This is a genomic window from Planococcus sp. CPCC 101016, from assembly GCF_007859295.1.
GTDB lineage: Bacteria > Bacillota > Bacilli > Bacillales_A > Planococcaceae > Planococcus.
The window spans coordinates 2249651-2267974 of sequence record NZ_VOHB01000002.1; the positions used below are offsets into that span (position 1 = coordinate 2249651).

At 44.6% G+C, this 18324-nt stretch carries 17 protein-coding genes; all 17 read right to left on the reverse strand.

Translation table 11 applies throughout. From position 1 onward, the window contains the following. Entirely contained in the window at positions 1 to 354 is a 354-nt protein-coding gene (locus FQV26_RS10710; protein WP_146557465.1) for a diacylglycerol kinase family protein, read from the reverse strand. Next, entirely contained in the window at positions 341 to 823 is a 483-nt protein-coding gene (ybeY, locus tag FQV26_RS10715; RefSeq protein WP_146557466.1) for an rRNA maturation RNase YbeY, read from the reverse strand. Before ybeY ends, FQV26_RS10710 begins: the two co-directional genes overlap by 14 nt. Positions 824 to 837: 14 nt before the next feature. After that, on the reverse strand, positions 838 to 2958 hold the full coding sequence (locus FQV26_RS10720) for an HD family phosphohydrolase (protein WP_146557467.1): 2121 nt from the start codon (positions 2956 to 2958) through the stop codon (positions 838 to 840). Between the two features lie 181 nt (positions 2959 to 3139). Beyond that, the gene (locus FQV26_RS10725; protein ID WP_146557468.1) at positions 3140 to 4099 is read right to left on the reverse strand and encodes a PhoH family protein; all 960 of its coding nucleotides are present in this window, start codon (positions 4097 to 4099) and stop codon (positions 3140 to 3142) included. A 230-nt stretch (positions 4100 to 4329) separates the two neighbouring features. Beyond that, positions 4330 to 4824, reverse strand: a complete 495-nt coding sequence (locus FQV26_RS10730; RefSeq protein ID WP_146557469.1) for a YtxH domain-containing protein — start codon at positions 4822 to 4824, stop codon at positions 4330 to 4332. A 30-nt stretch (positions 4825 to 4854) separates the two neighbouring features. Continuing rightward, positions 4855 to 5841: a flotillin-like protein FloA gene (gene floA, locus FQV26_RS10735; protein WP_146557470.1), complete on the reverse strand. Its 987-nt coding sequence runs from the start codon at positions 5839 to 5841 to the stop codon at positions 4855 to 4857. 4 nt (positions 5842 to 5845) lie between these two features. Next, positions 5846 to 7171, reverse strand: coding sequence for an NfeD family protein (locus tag FQV26_RS10740; RefSeq protein ID WP_146557471.1), 1326 nt, complete (start codon positions 7169 to 7171; stop codon positions 5846 to 5848). A gap of 407 nt (positions 7172 to 7578) precedes the next feature. Beyond that, positions 7579 to 7752, reverse strand: a complete 174-nt coding sequence (gene rpsU, locus FQV26_RS10745) for a 30S ribosomal protein S21 (RefSeq protein ID WP_008431605.1) — start codon at positions 7750 to 7752, stop codon at positions 7579 to 7581. Between the two features lie 95 nt (positions 7753 to 7847). Further along, positions 7848 to 8516 carry a deoxyribose-phosphate aldolase gene (gene deoC, locus FQV26_RS10750; RefSeq protein ID WP_146557472.1) on the reverse strand — a complete coding sequence of 223 codons (669 nt, stop codon included), beginning with the start codon at positions 8514 to 8516 and terminating at the stop codon, positions 7848 to 7850. A gap of 120 nt (positions 8517 to 8636) precedes the next feature. Then, positions 8637 to 9374 carry a 16S rRNA (uracil(1498)-N(3))-methyltransferase gene (locus FQV26_RS10755; protein WP_146557473.1) on the reverse strand — a complete coding sequence of 246 codons (738 nt, stop codon included), beginning with the start codon at positions 9372 to 9374 and terminating at the stop codon, positions 8637 to 8639. A 12-nt stretch (positions 9375 to 9386) separates the two neighbouring features. Then, positions 9387 to 10328: a 50S ribosomal protein L11 methyltransferase gene (gene prmA, locus FQV26_RS10760; protein ID WP_146557474.1), complete on the reverse strand. Its 942-nt coding sequence runs from the start codon at positions 10326 to 10328 to the stop codon at positions 9387 to 9389. 130 nt (positions 10329 to 10458) lie between these two features. Beyond that, entirely contained in the window at positions 10459 to 11577 is a 1119-nt protein-coding gene (gene dnaJ, locus FQV26_RS10765) for a molecular chaperone DnaJ (protein ID WP_146557475.1), read from the reverse strand. Between the two features lie 113 nt (positions 11578 to 11690). Next, positions 11691 to 13517, reverse strand: a complete 1827-nt coding sequence (gene dnaK, locus FQV26_RS10770; protein WP_146557476.1) for a molecular chaperone DnaK — start codon at positions 13515 to 13517, stop codon at positions 11691 to 11693. Between the two features lie 22 nt (positions 13518 to 13539). Further along, positions 13540 to 14148 carry a nucleotide exchange factor GrpE gene (gene grpE / locus FQV26_RS10775; protein ID WP_146557477.1) on the reverse strand — a complete coding sequence of 203 codons (609 nt, stop codon included), beginning with the start codon at positions 14146 to 14148 and terminating at the stop codon, positions 13540 to 13542. Between the two features lie 17 nt (positions 14149 to 14165). Further along, positions 14166 to 15200 (reverse strand): heat-inducible transcriptional repressor HrcA, encoded by a 1035-nt coding sequence (gene hrcA, locus FQV26_RS10780; protein WP_146557478.1) that lies wholly within the window; start codon positions 15198 to 15200, stop codon positions 14166 to 14168. A 90-nt stretch (positions 15201 to 15290) separates the two neighbouring features. Beyond that, a complete protein-coding gene (hemW, locus tag FQV26_RS10785; RefSeq protein ID WP_146557479.1) occupies positions 15291 to 16430 on the reverse strand; it encodes a radical SAM family heme chaperone HemW in 1140 nt (379 codons plus the stop codon). Positions 16431 to 16490: 60 nt separating this feature from the next. After that, complete coding sequence (gene lepA / locus FQV26_RS10790; RefSeq protein ID WP_146557480.1) at positions 16491 to 18320, reverse strand: translation elongation factor 4; 1830 nt, start codon at positions 18318 to 18320, stop codon at positions 16491 to 16493. Between the last annotated feature and the right edge of the window lie 4 nt (positions 18321 to 18324).

Sequence of the window (18324 nt, forward strand, 5' to 3'; positions counted from 1 at the left end):
TTAAAACCATTTGGGTAGAAATATCAGTAATCCAATTATAGCACTTGCTGCTGCAAATACCAAAACGGCACCTGCTGCCATGTCTTTGGCCTGTTTGGCAAGAGGATGAAGCTCAGCAGTCGCCAAGTCGACGACCCGTTCAATGGCTGAATTGACCATCTCCAATGCAAGCATGCCTCCGATCAGCAGGATGACGATCAGCCACTCCAAATAAGACAGGCCCGTCAGCAGACCTGCAAGCACGACCACTACAGCCGCAAGAAAATGAAAGCGGATGTTCTGTTCACGCTTCAAAGCAGTTCCTATGCCCTGAGCTGCAAATTGGAAAGAGCGGAAAAATCTACGCGCCGTCATGCTTATCACGTGTTATGCCAAGCGAAATCAAAATTTCTTCTTGACGGGAAAACATTTTCTTTTCATCTTCTTCAGTCATATGGTCGTATCCCAGCAAATGCAAAAACCCATGAACTGCCAGGAAGCCCAACTCCCGTTCAAACGAATGGCCGTAATCTGCTGCTTGTTCTTTGGTCCGATCGAGTGAGATGATGATATCTCCGAGCATGCGTGGTTCCGGAGAGCCGATAATGGCCGTTTCCCCTTCGCCCAATTCCTCCATTGCAAACGAGATGACATCTGTTGGCTGATCTTTGCCCCGGTATTCGCGGTTGATATCACGGATCATTTCATTGGTGACAAAGGTCACGGACACTTCCGAGTCTCCTAATCCCTCTTCTTTCGCTGCGTGTTCAAGGATGTTTTGTACAAACTCCAGTTCCTGCTGATTCAGGCTTTCTGTTTCGTCCATAAAATCGATTGCTATCATAGCTGCTCCTCCTATCAATTGGTCTCTTTCGGATATTCGATGCGTGAATGGAAGATTCCATTCAACGTTTCACACATCACCGATTTCACCGTCTTCAGTTCTTTTAAGGATATATCACATTCCTCAAATTGCCCATCTTTCAGTTTATCTTCTACAATCGAATCCACCAATTTTTTTATTTTTTCTGATGTTGGCTCTTTCATTGAGCGGACGGCCGCTTCCAGGCTGTCTGCGATGCAGATGATGGCAATTTCCTTGGTTTGCGGTTTTGGTCCGACATAGCGATAAGCTTCTTCATTGGTATCCGGATTGGTTTCTTTCGCTTTGTAGTAAAAGAATTTCAATAGACTCGTGCCATGATGCTGTGCAGCCACATCAATGATTTCTTTCGGCATCTTATAGTTTTTAAGCATTTGAGCTCCCTGTACACCATGTGCCAAGATGATATCCCGGCTTTTTTCCGGCGGCAGACGGTCATGCGGATTTTCAATATTCACTTGATTTTCAATAAAAAACTGCGGCTGTTTTGTTTTGCCGATATCATGATAATAACAGCCCACCCGAGCTAACAGGCCATTTGCTCCGATTGCTTCACAAGAAGCATCCGCCAAATTCGCCACCATTAAGCTATGGTGATAGGTACCAGGCGTCTCCATAAGGATTTTCTTCAAAAGCGGATGATTTGGATTGGACAGCTCAATCAGACGCATGGCTGAAAGCATGCCAAAAGCTGATTCGAAAAACGGCAAAAATCCGATGGCCAATGCGCCGGAGAGCAAACCAGAGACAATCGCAGCTGTAAAATAAAAACCGATTTCCGACCAATTATATTGTGTCTGCCCAATCAATAAGTAAAAAGCGACGAACAATACATTGACTCCCGCTACAGCTAAACTGATTTGCAGCAAACGTCCGCGGCCGCCATCCTGGTCAATTAAGTAAATAGCAGTCAACCCGCCGAAGAGTATGTAAAGGGCCACATCAACTTGCAGAGAAGCTGAATAACCGCTTTGCAGCATGATGCCAGCTGCGGCACTAATCAGGATTGTCACATAGACAGCAGCCCGTTCATTAACCAACAGACGAACCAGCATGCCTGCCAGCGCCGTTGGAAAAATAAACGAAATCACCAAATCAAAGTTTCCGCTGACTGCATATAATAATTTCATAAGCGCCAATGAAATCGCGATAACCACAACGATGACCAGCAGCTCCGTGCTTTTGCTTTTATCATCTTTCTCTGAGCGGGACATGACAGCCATCAAGAGTCCTACAGCAATCAAAACAAAAATCAGCAGGCCCAGCAGCGGTTTGTAATTCAAATGCTCTTCTGTCATTCCGGCGAGCTCCAGCTGTCGGTATATTTCCTTGTCCACCACTTGGCCTTCTTGTACCAAGACTTGCCCTTGCAATATACGTGTCGGCTCAACGCTGTTCCGAACTTGCTGCACTTGGCTCGCTGTCAATTCTTCATTGACCAGCTCATTCGCAATGATGCCAAAGCGGCCAATGGTCACCGCTGCTTGGACTACGTTAGCTGGAATTTGTTCATTGCGCCGGATGTCCTGTTCTATTTCCGTCCGAATCCGCGCTACTTCCTCTATCCGTATCGGTTCACTCAAGTAGGATTGCAGCAAGTTGTCCAACTCTTCCCGTACATCGATCAACCGTTCATCGGATAGAGCCAATAAAGATCGGAGCATATCGTCTGTTAACCGCAATCCGTTTTCACTGGTTTCCATTAGACGCAAATCTTCTCTAAGCTGTGCAATCTTATCTTCTTCAGAAAGCTCCTCCTGTTCAGCTTCAGGGGCTGCCTTAGCATCCAAAAGGTAGTCGAAAAGAGACTCGATCAAGGCTGATTGGTTATCAGCAATTTCATCCATGAATTGATAGCTCGGCGCCACTTCATCAGCGAGCCTTTGCCTTTCAAGCTCGGTTTTAATTGGGTCTTCCACTGTTTTTTCTGAACGGATGGTCTCAGATGATAATTGGAATAACTGTATATCATATGCATCGCCTTGAACAGAGTCCGTTAAAAAAGCGTAAAGCATTCCAGCTGTCAATAAGATGCCAACCGCCATTATTTTTCGATAGCCCAGTTTTTCGAAGATTTTTTGTGCCCTATGACGCATGTTCTCACACCCCGCATTTCTTATTTCCATCATAACAACTAAAGAAATAGATTTCACGGTGTATTTCTAATAATTTGAAATTATCCCCATATTTATGAGGTGAATTGGATGGTGCAAAAGCAATAGTCATTTGCCCGCAAAAAAATGCAGGGATATGTATCCCTGCATTTTTCTAAGCTATTTAAGTGGGCTGATTTTCATAAGCTTCAATGATTTTCGCTACAAGCGGGTGACGAACTACATCGCCGCTTTCGAGATATTGAAAGTGGATATTGCGCACACCTTTTAAAATCGTTTCAGCTGCGATCAACCCGGATTCAGCTCCCCGAGGCAAATCGATCTGGGTTTTGTCGCCGGTAATAATCATTTTTGAACCAAAACCTAGACGTGTCAAGAACATTTTCATCTGGGCTTTTGTGGTATTTTGCGCTTCATCCAGAATAACAAAGGCCTCATCTAAAGTGCGCCCTCTCATATAAGCCAGAGGAGCGATTTCAATCGTACCGCGTTCGATAAATCGATTGGTCTGTTCTAACCCTAAAACGTCATGGAGAGAGTCATACAAAGGACGAAGATAAGGATCTACCTTTTCTTTTAAGTCACCCGGCAAGAAGCCCAGGCTTTCACCTGCTTCAACAGCAGGGCGAGTCAAAATAATTCTCTTTACTTGGCCATTTTTTAGTGCCTGGACGGCCATGACAACTGCCAGATAGGTTTTCCCTGTTCCGGCTGGACCAATGCCGAACACTAGATCCTTGCTCCTTACTGCATGGATGTAATGTCGCTGGCCAATAGTTTTAGCGCGAATTGATCTTCCATTGGCATTGCGTGCTACTTCTTCATCGTAAAGCTCAGCAAAATATTCAATCGTGCCGTTTTTAGCCATTTCAATGGCAGAGACGATATCCCGCTGATCGATATTGATATTTTTGCGAATGACCCGCAACAATTGTTCTATTAATAATTTCCCCGTCTGTTTGCCTTCTTCAGATCCTGATAATTTGATGACCTCACCGCGGGTAATAATTTGAATATCGAATGCTTCTTCGATTAAAGTTAAATGATTGTCTGATATCCCGAGCAGCTGAACCGCTTCATTTGGGTCTTTCACATGTAATTCGAGTAGGTTGTTTTCTGTCATGTGGACGCTCCTTGGAATCGAGTATTTACTACTAATTTCACTCTATCATTAAAGATAATCACTTGTAAAATATTTGTTTAGATAAGCTAGGTGAGAGAAGTAGCCTTTTGGGTACTGTTTTGCAGTAAAATAAACATAATTATCAAAAAAACACAGTATACATACTAATTAGTTTACATAATTTTATTATGATATATAAAAATCGGCCAGTTTCCACTGGCCGACAGCTATCATCTTTTCGACTTTGGCGGCATCAAAATTTCCGCCATAATAATTCCTCTTCTAACGTCCTCGTTGCTTAACGGCAATAGATCATCCTCATTGTTTTTCGTCCGAGGAGCAGCCGACTGGCTTCGCAAAGCGCTAGACTCTGTTGCTGTAATACGATCCTCAATTTCAGAAGAAATTTCCCGTGGAGATACACGACGCTGCACTTCCTGACGCGCTTCCCTTACTGGTCTCCGGTTTGCAACTTCTTCAACTTTTTTCTTCACCTGCTGTGTTCGTTCAGGCTGTGGGGTTTTTTGATTTTGCAGTTCCCCATAAATTTCTTTAGCATAATCTTCTACTCGTTTGAACGTTTTTTGTCCGGATCGGCTATCCCTGCCAGTTGACCTTTGCGGCGAGACGGGCTTTGCCGGAGCATCATCGGCTGAATCCTTTTTTCCTTTACTGAAAAAAGTGCTGACCGCCATGATTATTAGTCCAATTATGAGAGCTTCCATACGACAAACCTCCCTTATGGTTAACGGCCATTATTTATCGTCGGATTTGTCCATGCCTGTTTTCGAGATAGACTCTCGCATACCGGTATCCGCTTGGACATTCTTGTAATTTACATAGTCCATAACGCCAATATTCCCGGTGCGAAGTGCTTCGGACATCGCTAATGGCACTTCAGCTTCAGCTTCGACAACTTTCGCTCTCATTTCCACAACTTTCGCTTTCATTTCCTGTTCGCTTGCTACAGCCATTGCACGACGTTCTTCCGCTTTGGCTTGGGCAATTTTCTTATCTGCTTCTGCTTGCTCTGTTTGCAATTCGGCACCAATGTTCTTGCCGATATCAACATCCGCAATATCAATCGAGAGGATTTCGAATGCCGTACCTGAATCCAAACCTTTAGATAGCACTGTTTGTGAAATCAAGTCCGGGTTCTCAAGGACTTTCTTGTGGCTCGTACTTGAACCGAGTGTGGATACAATACCTTCACCAACACGAGCGACGATGGTTTCTTCACCTGCACCACCGACTAAGCGGTCAATATTGGCGCGAACCGTAATTCTAGCTTTTGCTTTAACTTCGATTCCGTCCATCGCAACACCTGCAATAAATGGCGTTTCTATAACTTTCGGGTTAACGGACATTTGAACAGCTTCCAACACGTCACGCCCTGCCAAGTCAATCGCTGCTGCGCGTTCGAAAGGCAATTCAATATTTGCACGGTGTGCAGCAATCAATGCATTAACGACACGGTCAACGTTACCGCCTGCTAAGTAATGGCTTTCTAATTGATTGATGGTTACTGTCAATCCAGCTTTTGACGCTTTAATCAGTGGGTTTACGATCCGTGACGGAATAACCCGGCGCAATCTCATACCAATCAGTGTAAAGATACTGATTCTTACCCCTGCGGCCAATGCTGAAATCCATAATGTAATTGGCACGAATGTGAAGAAAATTGCCAGAACGATGATGATACCTATTATTGCTGCACCTAAACCAATTGTTTCAAGTCCCATTCTTCTATTCCTCCTCTTGTTTTTCAAGTTCGCGTACTACAATACGAGAACCTTCTACCTTGATTATCTTAACATCTTTCCCATTGTCGATAAATCTGCCTTCAGAGACAGCATCTATGCGTTCATCATCTAACCTGATGGTGCCCGATGGACGAAGCGCCGTCACTGCTTTCGCAATTTTACCGACAAGTTCCGGGCGATTTGTAGTCGATACGTAACCATGTTCCGTATCGGTGGCATCCGTCAAGATAATCCGTTTGAACAAATCAAGCCGCTTACCAAAGAATTTCACTACAATCACCATCCCTACTGTTGCTACTATCATTGCAATAAGTACTGCTATGGCGGTGGTCTTCAGGTCCCCTCCCGCCAAAAGAATGCTTCCGAGAATGGCTGCAATACCTAAGAATCCAGCAACACCGCCCGGAATAATAAACTCTGCGACCAATAGCCCAAATCCGATCACCAATAAGATAATGGATTCATAGCCAGCCAACCCTGCCACCAGATGACCGTAAAAAAACAGCATCAGGAAAGTCAGACCAATAAATCCTGGAATCCCGACTCCAGGCGTAAACAATTCAAGCAGCAATCCAAGTGCTGCAAATGACAGGAGGATCGGTACGACTATCGGGTTGGTCAGAAAACGTGCCAAACTCTCCGAAAAGGTTTCATCAATCATAACTACAGCCGCATCTTCATACCCTTTCAAAGCAAGCAGCTCGTCTAAAGAAGATACAGTGCCTTCTGAGTACCCAATTTGTTCAGCTTCGGCTGCACCGAGGGTCAATAATTCCCCCTCATCAATGCCCAGCTCAGGTATACTCATCGAGGCATCGGCCATGGCCAATGCATACTGCGGATCACGATCGGCTGATTGGGCTGCACTTCTCATAGAAGACAGCCAAGCGCTGTTGGCTTTGTCCGCTGCTGCGTTTCCAGCCATATCAATTACTTGGGCTGCTCCCATTCGACCGTTTGGATGCATGTAAATCTCGTCATTATGCAAAGCCAGAAAAGCGCCGGCAGATAGCGCATCCTGATTAATGAAAGCTAAAGTCTGTATTGAAGTTTTGTTCAATAGACGGGCAATGCCATCCGCCGCGTCTACAAACCCGCCCGGCGTATCAATTTCGAATATGATGGCTTCGGCTCCAGCATCTTCTGCTTCTTCAATGCCCCGTTCGAGAAAAGCCTGCAGTCCTCTTTCAACTTCATCTTCGATTGGTATTACGTACACTGTCGAAGTGTCAGCCTGGATAGCCGGGAGCATGAGCAGAAACGATAACAGTAAAAGTCCAAAACCAATAAAGACTTTGACTCTGCTCAATGGGATCTCTCCTTTCGCATTTCAAATTTACTGTTTGTATATATACGGATAAACTGGCGTGTGGTTTCATTTTTACTATAAATAATTAAATCTATCAAACCGTTTTTTTATAGACTTACTGAAGAGCTCTTCAAATGAAACTGCGTTAAATAAAATCACTCCATTGAAAAGTTTTAGCTGGAACTAGTGTTGATAAAAACTAAGGAGAAAAAAAGAGGTGTTAAGGGAATAAAGATAAATGCATCTTTTCAATCTACCTATTTTCATTATAAAGGAAAGCTTCAGCAATAACGAAAGAATGCGCTTACAAATGTGACAATTAGAAAAACCGCCAACACGATGATCGCGTTGGCGGTTTAGGCTGGTCGTTCATATTTTTTAAAAGTCATTATACTCGTTAAAGTCAATTAAAATTTACGTTTACGCGCAGCTTCTGATTTTAGTTTACGTTTCACGCTCGGCTTATCATAGTACTCGCGCTTTCTAACCTCTTGCATTGTTCCGGATTTAGAAACAGTACGTTTGAAGCGGCGAAGAGCATCTTCAATCGATTCGTTTTTACGAACGGTAGTTTTTGTCATCTCTTTTTCCCTCCCTCCGAACACACGTTGAAGCGAAGAACAACAAGTGTTATATACTCAAAAATTATATCGTATTCTCAGGAAAAGGTCAATAGTTAATAATCGGAATCTGAAGTTAAGCCTTGCATGATTTTCACTCCAGAACTGGCACCAATGCGTGTAGCTCCTGCTTCGATCATTGCCTCTACATCTTCCAAGCTTCGAACGCCTCCAGATGCTTTTACGCCTAACTCAGGACCAACTGTCTGACGCATCAATTTGACGTCTTCAACTGTGGCACCACCGGTTGAAAATCCTGTAGAAGTTTTGACAAAATCAGCTCCTGCTTCTTTTGAAAGGCGTGAAGCTGTTTCTTTTTCTGAATCAGTCAGCAGGCAAGTTTCCAAAATCACTTTTACAATGGCTTTTCCTTTTGCTGCTTGAACGACTGCTTCGATATCTTTTTTCACATGATCCGTATTTCCGCTTTTCAACGCCCCGACATTCAAGACCATGTCAATTTCACCAGCGCCTTTTGAAATCGCGTCAGTAGTTTCAAATGCTTTCGTCTCCGGAGTTGATGCACCCAGGGGGAATCCAATAACTGTGCATACTTTTACTCCGCTGTCTGCCAACTCGGCTGCTGCTGTTTCCACCCAAGTCGGATTGACACAGACAGAGGCGAACTTGAACTCAGCTGCTTCTTTACAGAGCTGAATAACTTGGCTTTCTGTTGATTCAGGTTTCAATAAGGTGTGGTCGATATAAGATGCAATGTTCGTCATGATTAAAAATCCCCATTCTATTAAAAGTCATTTTGTTCATCCATCTATTCCCTGTACGGGAAATGGCATTGCAGTTCAGTGTCCTAAGCTTTTGATGTATTCAGAAACGGCTGTACTGCTTCATTCGAATTCACTGGAAATTGCCGCAAGAGCATACAATGGAGCCGTTTCTGTCCGCAGAATTCGCGGACCGAGAGAAGTGAAAATAGCACCTGAGCTTTTCAGCGCTGATGCTTCAGCTTCAGTGATTCCGCCTTCCGGACCAAATACGATCAGGACTGAATCTTTATCATACAATGATTTCAAAATTTCAGCAAACCGCGTTCTGCTGCCTTGGCGAGCCTCTTCTTCATAGGCAACAATAACTGCATCATACGAATCGGCTTGGTTGAGCAATTGCTTAAAAGTATGGACGCTATGTATTTCAGGAATATGGGTCCTGTGCGATTGTTCAGCCGCTTCTTTCGCGATTTTTTGAAGCCGATCGATTTTTTTCTGGCTTTTGGAAGTGTCCCATTTGACGATGGACCGCTCTGCTGCAAAAGGCAGCAAAGCATACACCCCAAGCTCGGTTGCTTTTTGCGTAATCAAATCAAGCTTATCGCCTTTCGGCAATCCACATGCGATGGTCACTTTTTTCGGCAGCTCCACTTGTGTTTCCAGCTTTTCACCTAACTCTACTTCCACATCAAAATCAGCCGTCAGTATTTTCGCTATATGAGCTTTGCCTTCCATGACCACAATCAGAGAACCACCGGCAGTTTGGCGCATAACTTTGGCGATGTGCTTTGCATCATCGCCTGTTATTGCCACTCTTCGGTTGTCTGGAATTTTGCCTTCTATAAAATATCGCTGCATTGTGGCACCCCGTTATTCAGGTTTTTTTGAAATGATAGTGACCCAGTCTTCCATCATCATGACGTCTTCAATAACAAATCCGGATGCTTCAAGAGCAGCTTTTACATCATTCTTTTTCGCCGCAATAATGCCTGACGTGATATAGCGGCCACCCGGTTTCACAATAGTGAATGCATCGTCCGTAAAGGACATGATGACTTCCGCTAAAATATTCGCGACTACCACATCTCCCGGCTGCCCTACTTTATCAGTCAAATTGCCTTCTTCTACAGTGACAATATCCTGGACTTTATTGAGCTTAACGTTAATGGTGGCTGATCTTACGGCAACTTCATCCAAATCCAGTGCGTATACTTCTTTCGCAGACAGTAATGCCGCTCCAATCGCAAGAACCCCTGAACCTGTGCCAATGTCGATGACGCGATCTCCCGGCTGCACCGTTTTTTCCAACGCTTGAAGGCTCATGACTGTCGTCGGATGAGTGCCTGTACCAAACGCCATGCCTGGGTCCAGCTCGATGATCAATTCATCGCTTGATACAGGATTATAGGTTTCCCACGTCGGAACAATCGTAAAGCGTTCGGAAATTTTAACGGGATGGTAGTATTTCTTCCAAGCCGTTGCCCATTCCTCTTCATTTACTTCGCTGATGGTCACTTCATTCTTGCCTAAGTTAATATCGAAGGCAACCAGGTTGTTGATCGCCAATTTAATGGCTTCAACCGTTTCTCCCAGAAAACTGTTGACCGGCAAATAAGCTTTTAGGATAACCCCATCAATCGGAAAATCTTCCGGATCCAGCGAATAGATTTCACCGAAACGATCTTCTCTTTCTTTTGTTAAATCTTCCGAATCCTCAATGACCACACCGCTGGCACCAGCTTCATGCATGATATTGGAAACCGCTTCTATTGCTTCGTTTGTCGTATGAATCGCCAGTTCTGACCATTTCAATTCCGCCCAGCTCCTTTTTCGCTTTTACAGTCAGTAAGACTCTCGCTTTTCGCAAGAGCCTTCTGTTTGTAAAACTTGAATTGCTTTAACTGACAGTGAAACAGAAATTCTTTTACGTTTTCAGCTTGTATCAATCGCCTTTAATTGTGCGTTTGATTTTTGCAAAAAGAGAGCTGCTGTGTTCTTCTGGAATATCTCCACTGATTTCAGCAAATTCCCGCAATAGCTGTTTCTGCTTCTCGCTGAGTTTCGTTTGTGTTTTTACGCGGACGATAACATGCTGGTCGCCAGTTCCGTAGCCATGAACATTTTTAACGCCTTTGCCTTTCAAACGGAAACGTGCGCCACTTTGTGTGCCGGCCGGAATTTTCAACTTCACTTTTCCTGAAATAGTCGGCACTTCGATTTCATCGCCCAATGCAGCTTGTGGATAAGTAATGGAAATATCCAGGTAAATATCATCGCCTTCACGCTGGAATTGCTTATGCGGTCTTACACGGAAAACAACATACAGATCTCCTGCAGGTCCTCCGTTGACACCTGGTGCCCCTTGCCCTGTAACGCGCAATTGCTGGCCATCATCAACACCGGCTGGAATAGTGACTTTGATTTTTTTGACTTTGCGTACTTTTCCTTCACCGCGGCAAGTCGGGCATTTCTCTTCAATGATCTGTCCAGTTCCTTCACAATGCTGGCAGGCACGGCGATTGACCATACGGCCAAACGGTGTATCCTGTGTGACATTCATCTGGCCAGAACCTTCGCAATACGGACATGTTTTTTTCTTCGTGCCAGGCTTAGCGCCAGAACCGTCGCACGTATCGCATGTTTCGTCTTTTGGAATTTCAACTTCCGTTTCTTTGCCGAACACAGCATCCATGAAATCGATGGTCATTGAATATTGCAGGTCATCGCCTTTACGCGGAGCATTCGGGTCACGTCGTCTCGAACCGCCGCCAAAGAACGTGCTGAAGATATCGTCGAAACCAAACCCATCGGCTCCGCTGAAACCGCCGCCAAAGCCTTGGTTCGGATCTTGATGTCCGTATTGATCGTATTGTGCACGTTTTTGTTCGTCGCTCAATACTTCATATGCCTCTTTAACTTCCTGGAATTTTTCAGAAGCATCGGTATCCTTATTGATATCCGGATGGAACTTTTTTGACAAAGTCCGGTATGCTTTTCTAATCTCTTCTTTAGAAGCGGACTTGGATACGCCCAATACTTCATAATAATCTCGCTTATTCATAAGTCACTCTCCCTCTAGCAATCAACTGTAATTGTACACGGTTTAAATCGCTCTTGCAAAGACATTGAAAAAGCCAAAGCATGTTGCTTTGCTTTGACTTTTCCATGTTTTGCTTATTTTTTGTCGTCGTTTACTTCTTCGAACTCAGCGTCAACCACATCGTCGTCTCCTGATGCTGCGCCTTCCTCTTGCCCGGCTTGCTGAGCTGCTGCTGCCTGCTCGTAAGCTTTCATGGATAAGCCTTGCAGGATTTCCTGAAGTTTATCTTTTTTCTCACGGATGTCTTCGATGTTATCAGACTCCAATGCCGCTTTTAGTTCGTCGCGTGCATCTTCTGCTTGTTTTTTCTCTTCTTCTGACACTACTTCACCAAGGTCGGTGATTGTTTTATCAGTTGTGAAGACAGCTTGATCCGCTTCGTTGCGAAGTTCCACTTCTTCTTTCACTTTAGCATCTGCTTCTGCGTTTTCTTCCGCTTCTTTGATCATGCGATCGATTTCTTCGTCTGTTAAAGAAGTGTTGGATTGGATTGTGATGGTCTGCTCTTTTTGCGTTCCAAGATCCTTCGCTTTTACGCTGACGATACCATTTTTGTCGATATCGAAGCTAACTTCGATTTGTGGTACACCACGTGGAGCCGGTGGAATATCAGCCAATTGGAAACGGCCAAGCGTTTTGTTGGCTGCTGCCATCGGGCGCTCCCCTTGCAATACGTGAATATCTACAGCTGGCTGGTTATCAGCAGCCGTTGAGAATGTTTGTGATTTTGAAGTTGGGATTGTTGTATTGCGCTCGATCAATTTCGTGAATACGCCGCCCATCGTCTCAATACCAAGTGATAATGGCGTTACGTCTAATAACACGACATCTTTAACGTCACCAGTTAAAACTCCGCCTTGGACAGCTGCGCCCATTGCAACAACTTCATCCGGGTTAACCCCTTTATGCGGATCTTTGCCAGTTTCTTTCTTAACTGCTTCCTGTACAGCCGGGATACGTGTAGATCCACCGACAAGAATAACGCGGTCAAGTTGTGAAGCCGAAATTCCAGCATCTTTCAATGCTTGGCGAGTTGGCCCCATTGTGCGTTCAACTAATGAAGAAGTCAATTCATCGAATTTCGCACGGCTCATTGTCACTTCCAAGTGAAGCGGTCCCGCTTCTCCTGCAGTGATAAACGGCAATGAGATTTGAGTTGAAGATACGCCGGAAAGGTCTTTTTTCGCTTTTTCAGCTGCGTCTTTAAGGCGTTGGGTAGCCATTTTGTCTTTAGACAAGTCTACGCCGTTTTCTTTCTTGAATTCCTGTACTAAATAATCGATGATCAATTTATCGAAATCATCTCCGCCCAGACGGTTATCGCCGGCAGTGGATTTTACTTCAAATACGCCGTCGCCAAGCTCAAGGATTGATACGTCGAATGTACCGCCTCCAAGGTCATAGACAAGGACTGTTTCGTCAGTTTCCATTTTATCAAGGCCGTAAGCAAGTGCTGCTGCAGTCGGCTCGTTGATGATCCGTTCCACTTCAAGACCTGCAATGCGTCCAGCATCTTTTGTTGCCTGACGCTCTGCATCGTTGAAATAAGCAGGTACTGTGATAACCGCTCTTGTTACTTTTTCGCCCAAGTATTCTTCAGCATATCCTTTAATGTACTGTAAGATCATTGCAGAAACTTCCTGGGGCGTGTATTCCTTGCCTTCAGCTGTAACTTTTTGCTGTGTACCCATCAAACGTTTTACAGATTGGATGGTGTTTGGGTTAGTGATTGATTGGCGTTTTGCCACTTCGCCGACTTGGCGCTCACCATTTTTAAATGCGACTACAGAAGGAGTTGTACGGTTGCCTTCTGGGTTTGGAATAATTTTTGGTTCGCCGCCTTCTAATACTGCGACTGCTGAGTTTGTTGTACCTAAGTCAATACCGATAATTTTGCTCATTTGTGAATTCCTCCAATAATTTTTATTCGTTTACTTTCACCATTGCCGGACGAAGAACTCGCCCTTTGAGCATATAGCCTTTTTGCAATTCCTGCAGGACAGTGCCTGGTTCAGCGGAATCGTCTTTCTCTTGCATGACCGCCTGATGGAAATTCGGATCAAACGGTTCACCGACTGCTTTGATTTCTTCCAAGCCTTCACGGCTCACTGCTTCAATCAAGGATTTCTGCACCATTTCTAAGCCTTTCAGCAAAGAAGCAGATTCTTCACTATTTGTCGTCACTGACATGGCACGCTCGAAATTGTCCAGTACCGGCAGAATATCCGACAGCAAGGATTGCGAGCGGAATTTATTGGCGATTTCTTTGTCTTTTTGTGTACGCCGTTTGAAATTATCATAGTCTGCCAACAGGCGCAAATATTTGTTTTGCTCTGCTTCTAACTGCTTGCGAAGCTCTTCAGCCTCATTAACAGTTTCCTCTTCTTCAACAGAAGAATCGATATCCGGCGTTTCTGTATCCGCCAGCTCCACCTGCTCTTCTGTTTCCGTTTCCGAGACTGGCTCTTTTACTTCAACTTCTTCAGCGGCTGCCTGTTCTTCTGTTTTTACTGGTTCATTTTTTTTAGACAAATCTGTTCCTCCTTTGTTCACGTTCCTTTAAACATACGGGTTAGTTCTTTCGACAAATCACCGCTCAACAGATCTAAAATGGAGACGATGCGTTTATAATCCATCCGTTTTGGGCCGACTATGGCGATAGAACCCGTCTGCTCTTCTCCAATGTCATACGACACCGTAATGACACTGCAGTCTTCCATTGCCGACAGCGTGTTTTCCGAGCCAATGCGAATATGGAGGCCTTGGCTTCCAACAGGCAGTATCATCGGAATGTGCTTGGCTTCTTCCATGACATCCATCAAATTCCTGATTTTTTGGAGATCATGAAAATCAGGCTGCTTCAGAATATTAAGCTTTCCGCCGTAAAATACATTTTCATCTTCATGCGGCAATAATACCGCTTGTCTGAATGTATGAAACAGTTCGCCGTAGCGTTCGACATGCTGCTTTAAAATCGTCAAAGTCTCTTGCTCCAGCCGCAGATGCAGGTTGTTGAGAGACACCCCGACCAGCCGTTCATTAAGGATATTCGCCATCTTTTCAATATCCGACGGATTGAGGCCTGGCGGAATCGAAAATACCCGATTTTCCACATGCCCTGAATCGGTTACGATAATCGCAACCGCAGCATCCTCCGTCAATGGGACAATCGACAATTTCTTGACGATGTGCCTGCGCACATCAGGTCCCAATAAAATGGATGTGTAATTGGTCAATTCCGAAAGAATCATTGCAGAGCGCTTGATGACTTCTTCTGTCTCTGTCAGTTTTTCCTCGAAAACCGAGCGCAATTGCTTAATATCCTGTTGTGCCAGCGGCCTTGGCGTCAGCAGGTGATCGACGTAATAGCGGTAGCCTTTTTGAGAAGGAATGCGTCCGGAAGACGTATGTGTTTTCTCCAGAAAGCCCATGCCTTCCAAATCCGCCATTTCGTTTCGGATGGTTGCCGGACTGAAAGGGATTTCAGGTTTTTTGGAGAGTTGGTTCGATCCTACCGGCTGAGCTGATTGAATATAATCATCCACTGTCACCTTTAAGATGAGCAGTTGCCGTTCTGTTAACATGATCATCACCTCTGTTAGCACTCTAAGTACCCGAGTGCTAATACTACATTAAAATTAACAAATATCATGATCGATGTCAACGGAAGAGCTTTATGCTAATAAAAATTGTTCAAAAACTTCATTGCCGACGAACCGGCCCTTTCTGGTAAGCCTTACAAAGTCACCGGCAATCTCGAGATTCCCTTTGGCAATTTCCTTTTCCAGGATAGTGCCGTAGACGGTCTTTATCGGTTTTTGGAATTTATTCTGAAAATGAAGCAAGGAAACACCGGAAGTTTTCCGGAGGCCTAAGAACATTTCTTCTTCCATCTTTTCATGAACTGGCACGATATGTGTATTGAGGATCGGCCGTTCGCCTTCTTCCAATGGCGACATGTATTTTTTCAACGGTCCAGCATTTGAATATCGGACTCCGTCCACATAGCCATGTGCACCGGCACCAACGCCGATATACTCGACGTTGTCCCAATATAGTAAATTATGGCGTGATTCATGCCCCGGACGCGCGAAGTTAGAGATTTCGTATTGCTTTAATCCGCGGCTGTCCATTTCATTCATCAATTTTTCATACATATCCGCTTCCAAATCTTCGGTTACGGTATTCAACTTGCCTTTTGTCATTAAATTATAGAAAACGGTTTTGGGTTCAATGATCAATGAGTAGGCAGAAAAATGCGGCAGGTCAAAAGCAAAAGCCTTTTCCAGCGTATCATCCCATTGCTGCATGCTCTGCCCAGGCAAACCGTACATCAAATCAAAGCTTAAATTTTCAAATCCAACCAGGCGGGCTGAATCAACTGCACGTGTAACATCTAAATTGCTGTGGGTCCGCCCAAGCCTTTTCAGAAGATCTTCATCAAATGACTGGACGCCCATGCTCAAACGATTAACGCCTCCGTCAAACAGCACCTGCATCTTATCTTTTGTCAGTTCATCGGGATTCGCTTCCGAAGTCCATTCCAAATCAGCCGACATCGGTACGTATCGGTGAATATGCGACAACAGCTTTTCCAATTGGGCAGGTGTCAGCGAAGTCGGGGTACCCCCTCCTAAAAAGATCGTCTCCAACGGCTGGTCGAGCGCTCCTTGCTCTTTCCATAATGCCAGTTCCTGGCCGACTGAATCGATATAGGCATCCACTGGCTGATCTTTGAAATAGACTTTATTGAAATCGCAGTAAAAACAAATTTGGTGACAGAATGGAATATGGATGTACAATCCTTTAACCATTTTATTTCCTCTTTTCTAATAAGAAAAGGAGGCTGAAATTCCCGCCTCCTTTTTTTTCGTTTATTTTGATTGGTCGTCCATTTTCAGGATCGCCATAAATGCTTCTTGGGGAACTTCGACAGAGCCAACTTGTTTCATGCGTTTTTTACCTTCTTTTTGCTTATCAAGAAGTTTCCGCTTACGGGAAATATCTCCGCCGTAACATTTGGCAAGGACGTTTTTACGCATGGCGCTGATGGTTTGGCGCGCTACGATCTTTTGGCCAATGGCGGCTTGGATCGGCACTTCAAATTGCTGGCGCGGAATCAAATTCTTCAATTTATCGACGATCACTTTGCCGCGTTCATAGGCGAAGTCACGGTGAACAATGAAGCTGAGAGCATCGACCTGCTCCGAATTAAGCAGGATATCCATCTTCACGAGTTTTGACTCTTTATAGCCGATCAACTCGTAATCGAAAGAGGCGTACCCTTTTGTGCCGGATTTTAATTGATCGAAGAAATCATAGACGATTTCCGCTAGCGGCAACTCATAAATGATGCTGACACGTGAATTATCCAGATAATCCATCGTCAGGAAATTCCCGCGTTTTTTCTGGCATATTTCCATAACAGCACCGACATAATCATTCGGTACCATGATAGTTGCTTTGACATAAGGTTCTTCTACATAATTGATTTTTTGTGCATCCGGCATCATAGCCGGGTTATCGATTTTAAGAACTTCTTCATCTGTCATATGGACATTGTAGATAACACTTGGTGCAGTGGTGATCAGGTCGATATTAAACTCGCGTTCAATCCGCTCCTGAATAATTTCCATATGCAATAAACCAAGGAAACCACAGCGATAGCCAAAGCCCAGCGCCTGTGAAGATTCCGGCTCAAACTGAAGTGCTGCATCATTCAATTCCAGTTTTTCGAGTGCATCTCGCAAATCATTGTATTTAGATGTATCAATCGGATAAAGTCCGCAATAAACCATCGGGTTCAAACGGCGGTATCCTGGCAATGCTTCCGATGCCGGTTTTCTTGCATGAGTGATGGTATCACCCACCGGTGCATCACCCACATTTTTGATGGCAGCCGTCAGGAATCCTACATCTCCAACCGTCAATTCTTCCCGGAGCGTGGCTCTCGGTGTGAACACTCCTGCTTCGATAACTTCAAACTCTTTATCGCTGGACATCATTTTGATTGTGTCGCCAGGCTTGACCGTTCCTTCAACAATACGGATATACGAAACGATTCCACGATACGGATCATAAAGCGAGTCAAAAATCATCGCTTTTAACGGCGCACTCGGGTCACCTGTAGGTGCTGGTATTTTTTCAACGATTTGTTCAAGGATCTCTTCGATTCCAATACCCGCTTTCGCCGAAGCCAGAACGGCTTCAGAGGCATCCAGTCCAATAACTTCTTCCACTTCCTGCCGTACACGCTCAGGATCTGCAGCAGGCAAATCGATTTTATTGATGACCGGCAAAATTTCAAGGTCATTATCCAAGGCTAAATAAACATTCGCTAAGGTTTGGGCTTCTATGCCCTGTGCAGCATCAACGACCAATACGGCGCCTTCACAGGCAGCAAGGCTGCGTGAGACTTCGTAAGTGAAATCGACGTGTCCGGGTGTGTCTATCAAATGCATGATATAAGTTTCGCCGTCTTTTGCTGTGTAATTTAATTGGACAGCGTTTAATTTGATCGTAATGCCGCGTTCGCGTTCCAAATCCATGGAATCAAGCAGCTGCTCTTTCATTTCCCTAGAGGTAAGGGCGTTTGTTCTTTCCAGTATACGGTCGGCAAGCGTAGATTTCCCGTGATCGATATGGGCGATGATCGAAAAATTACGTATTTTGCTTTGACGCGCTAATCTCTGTTCTTGGTTCATGGTC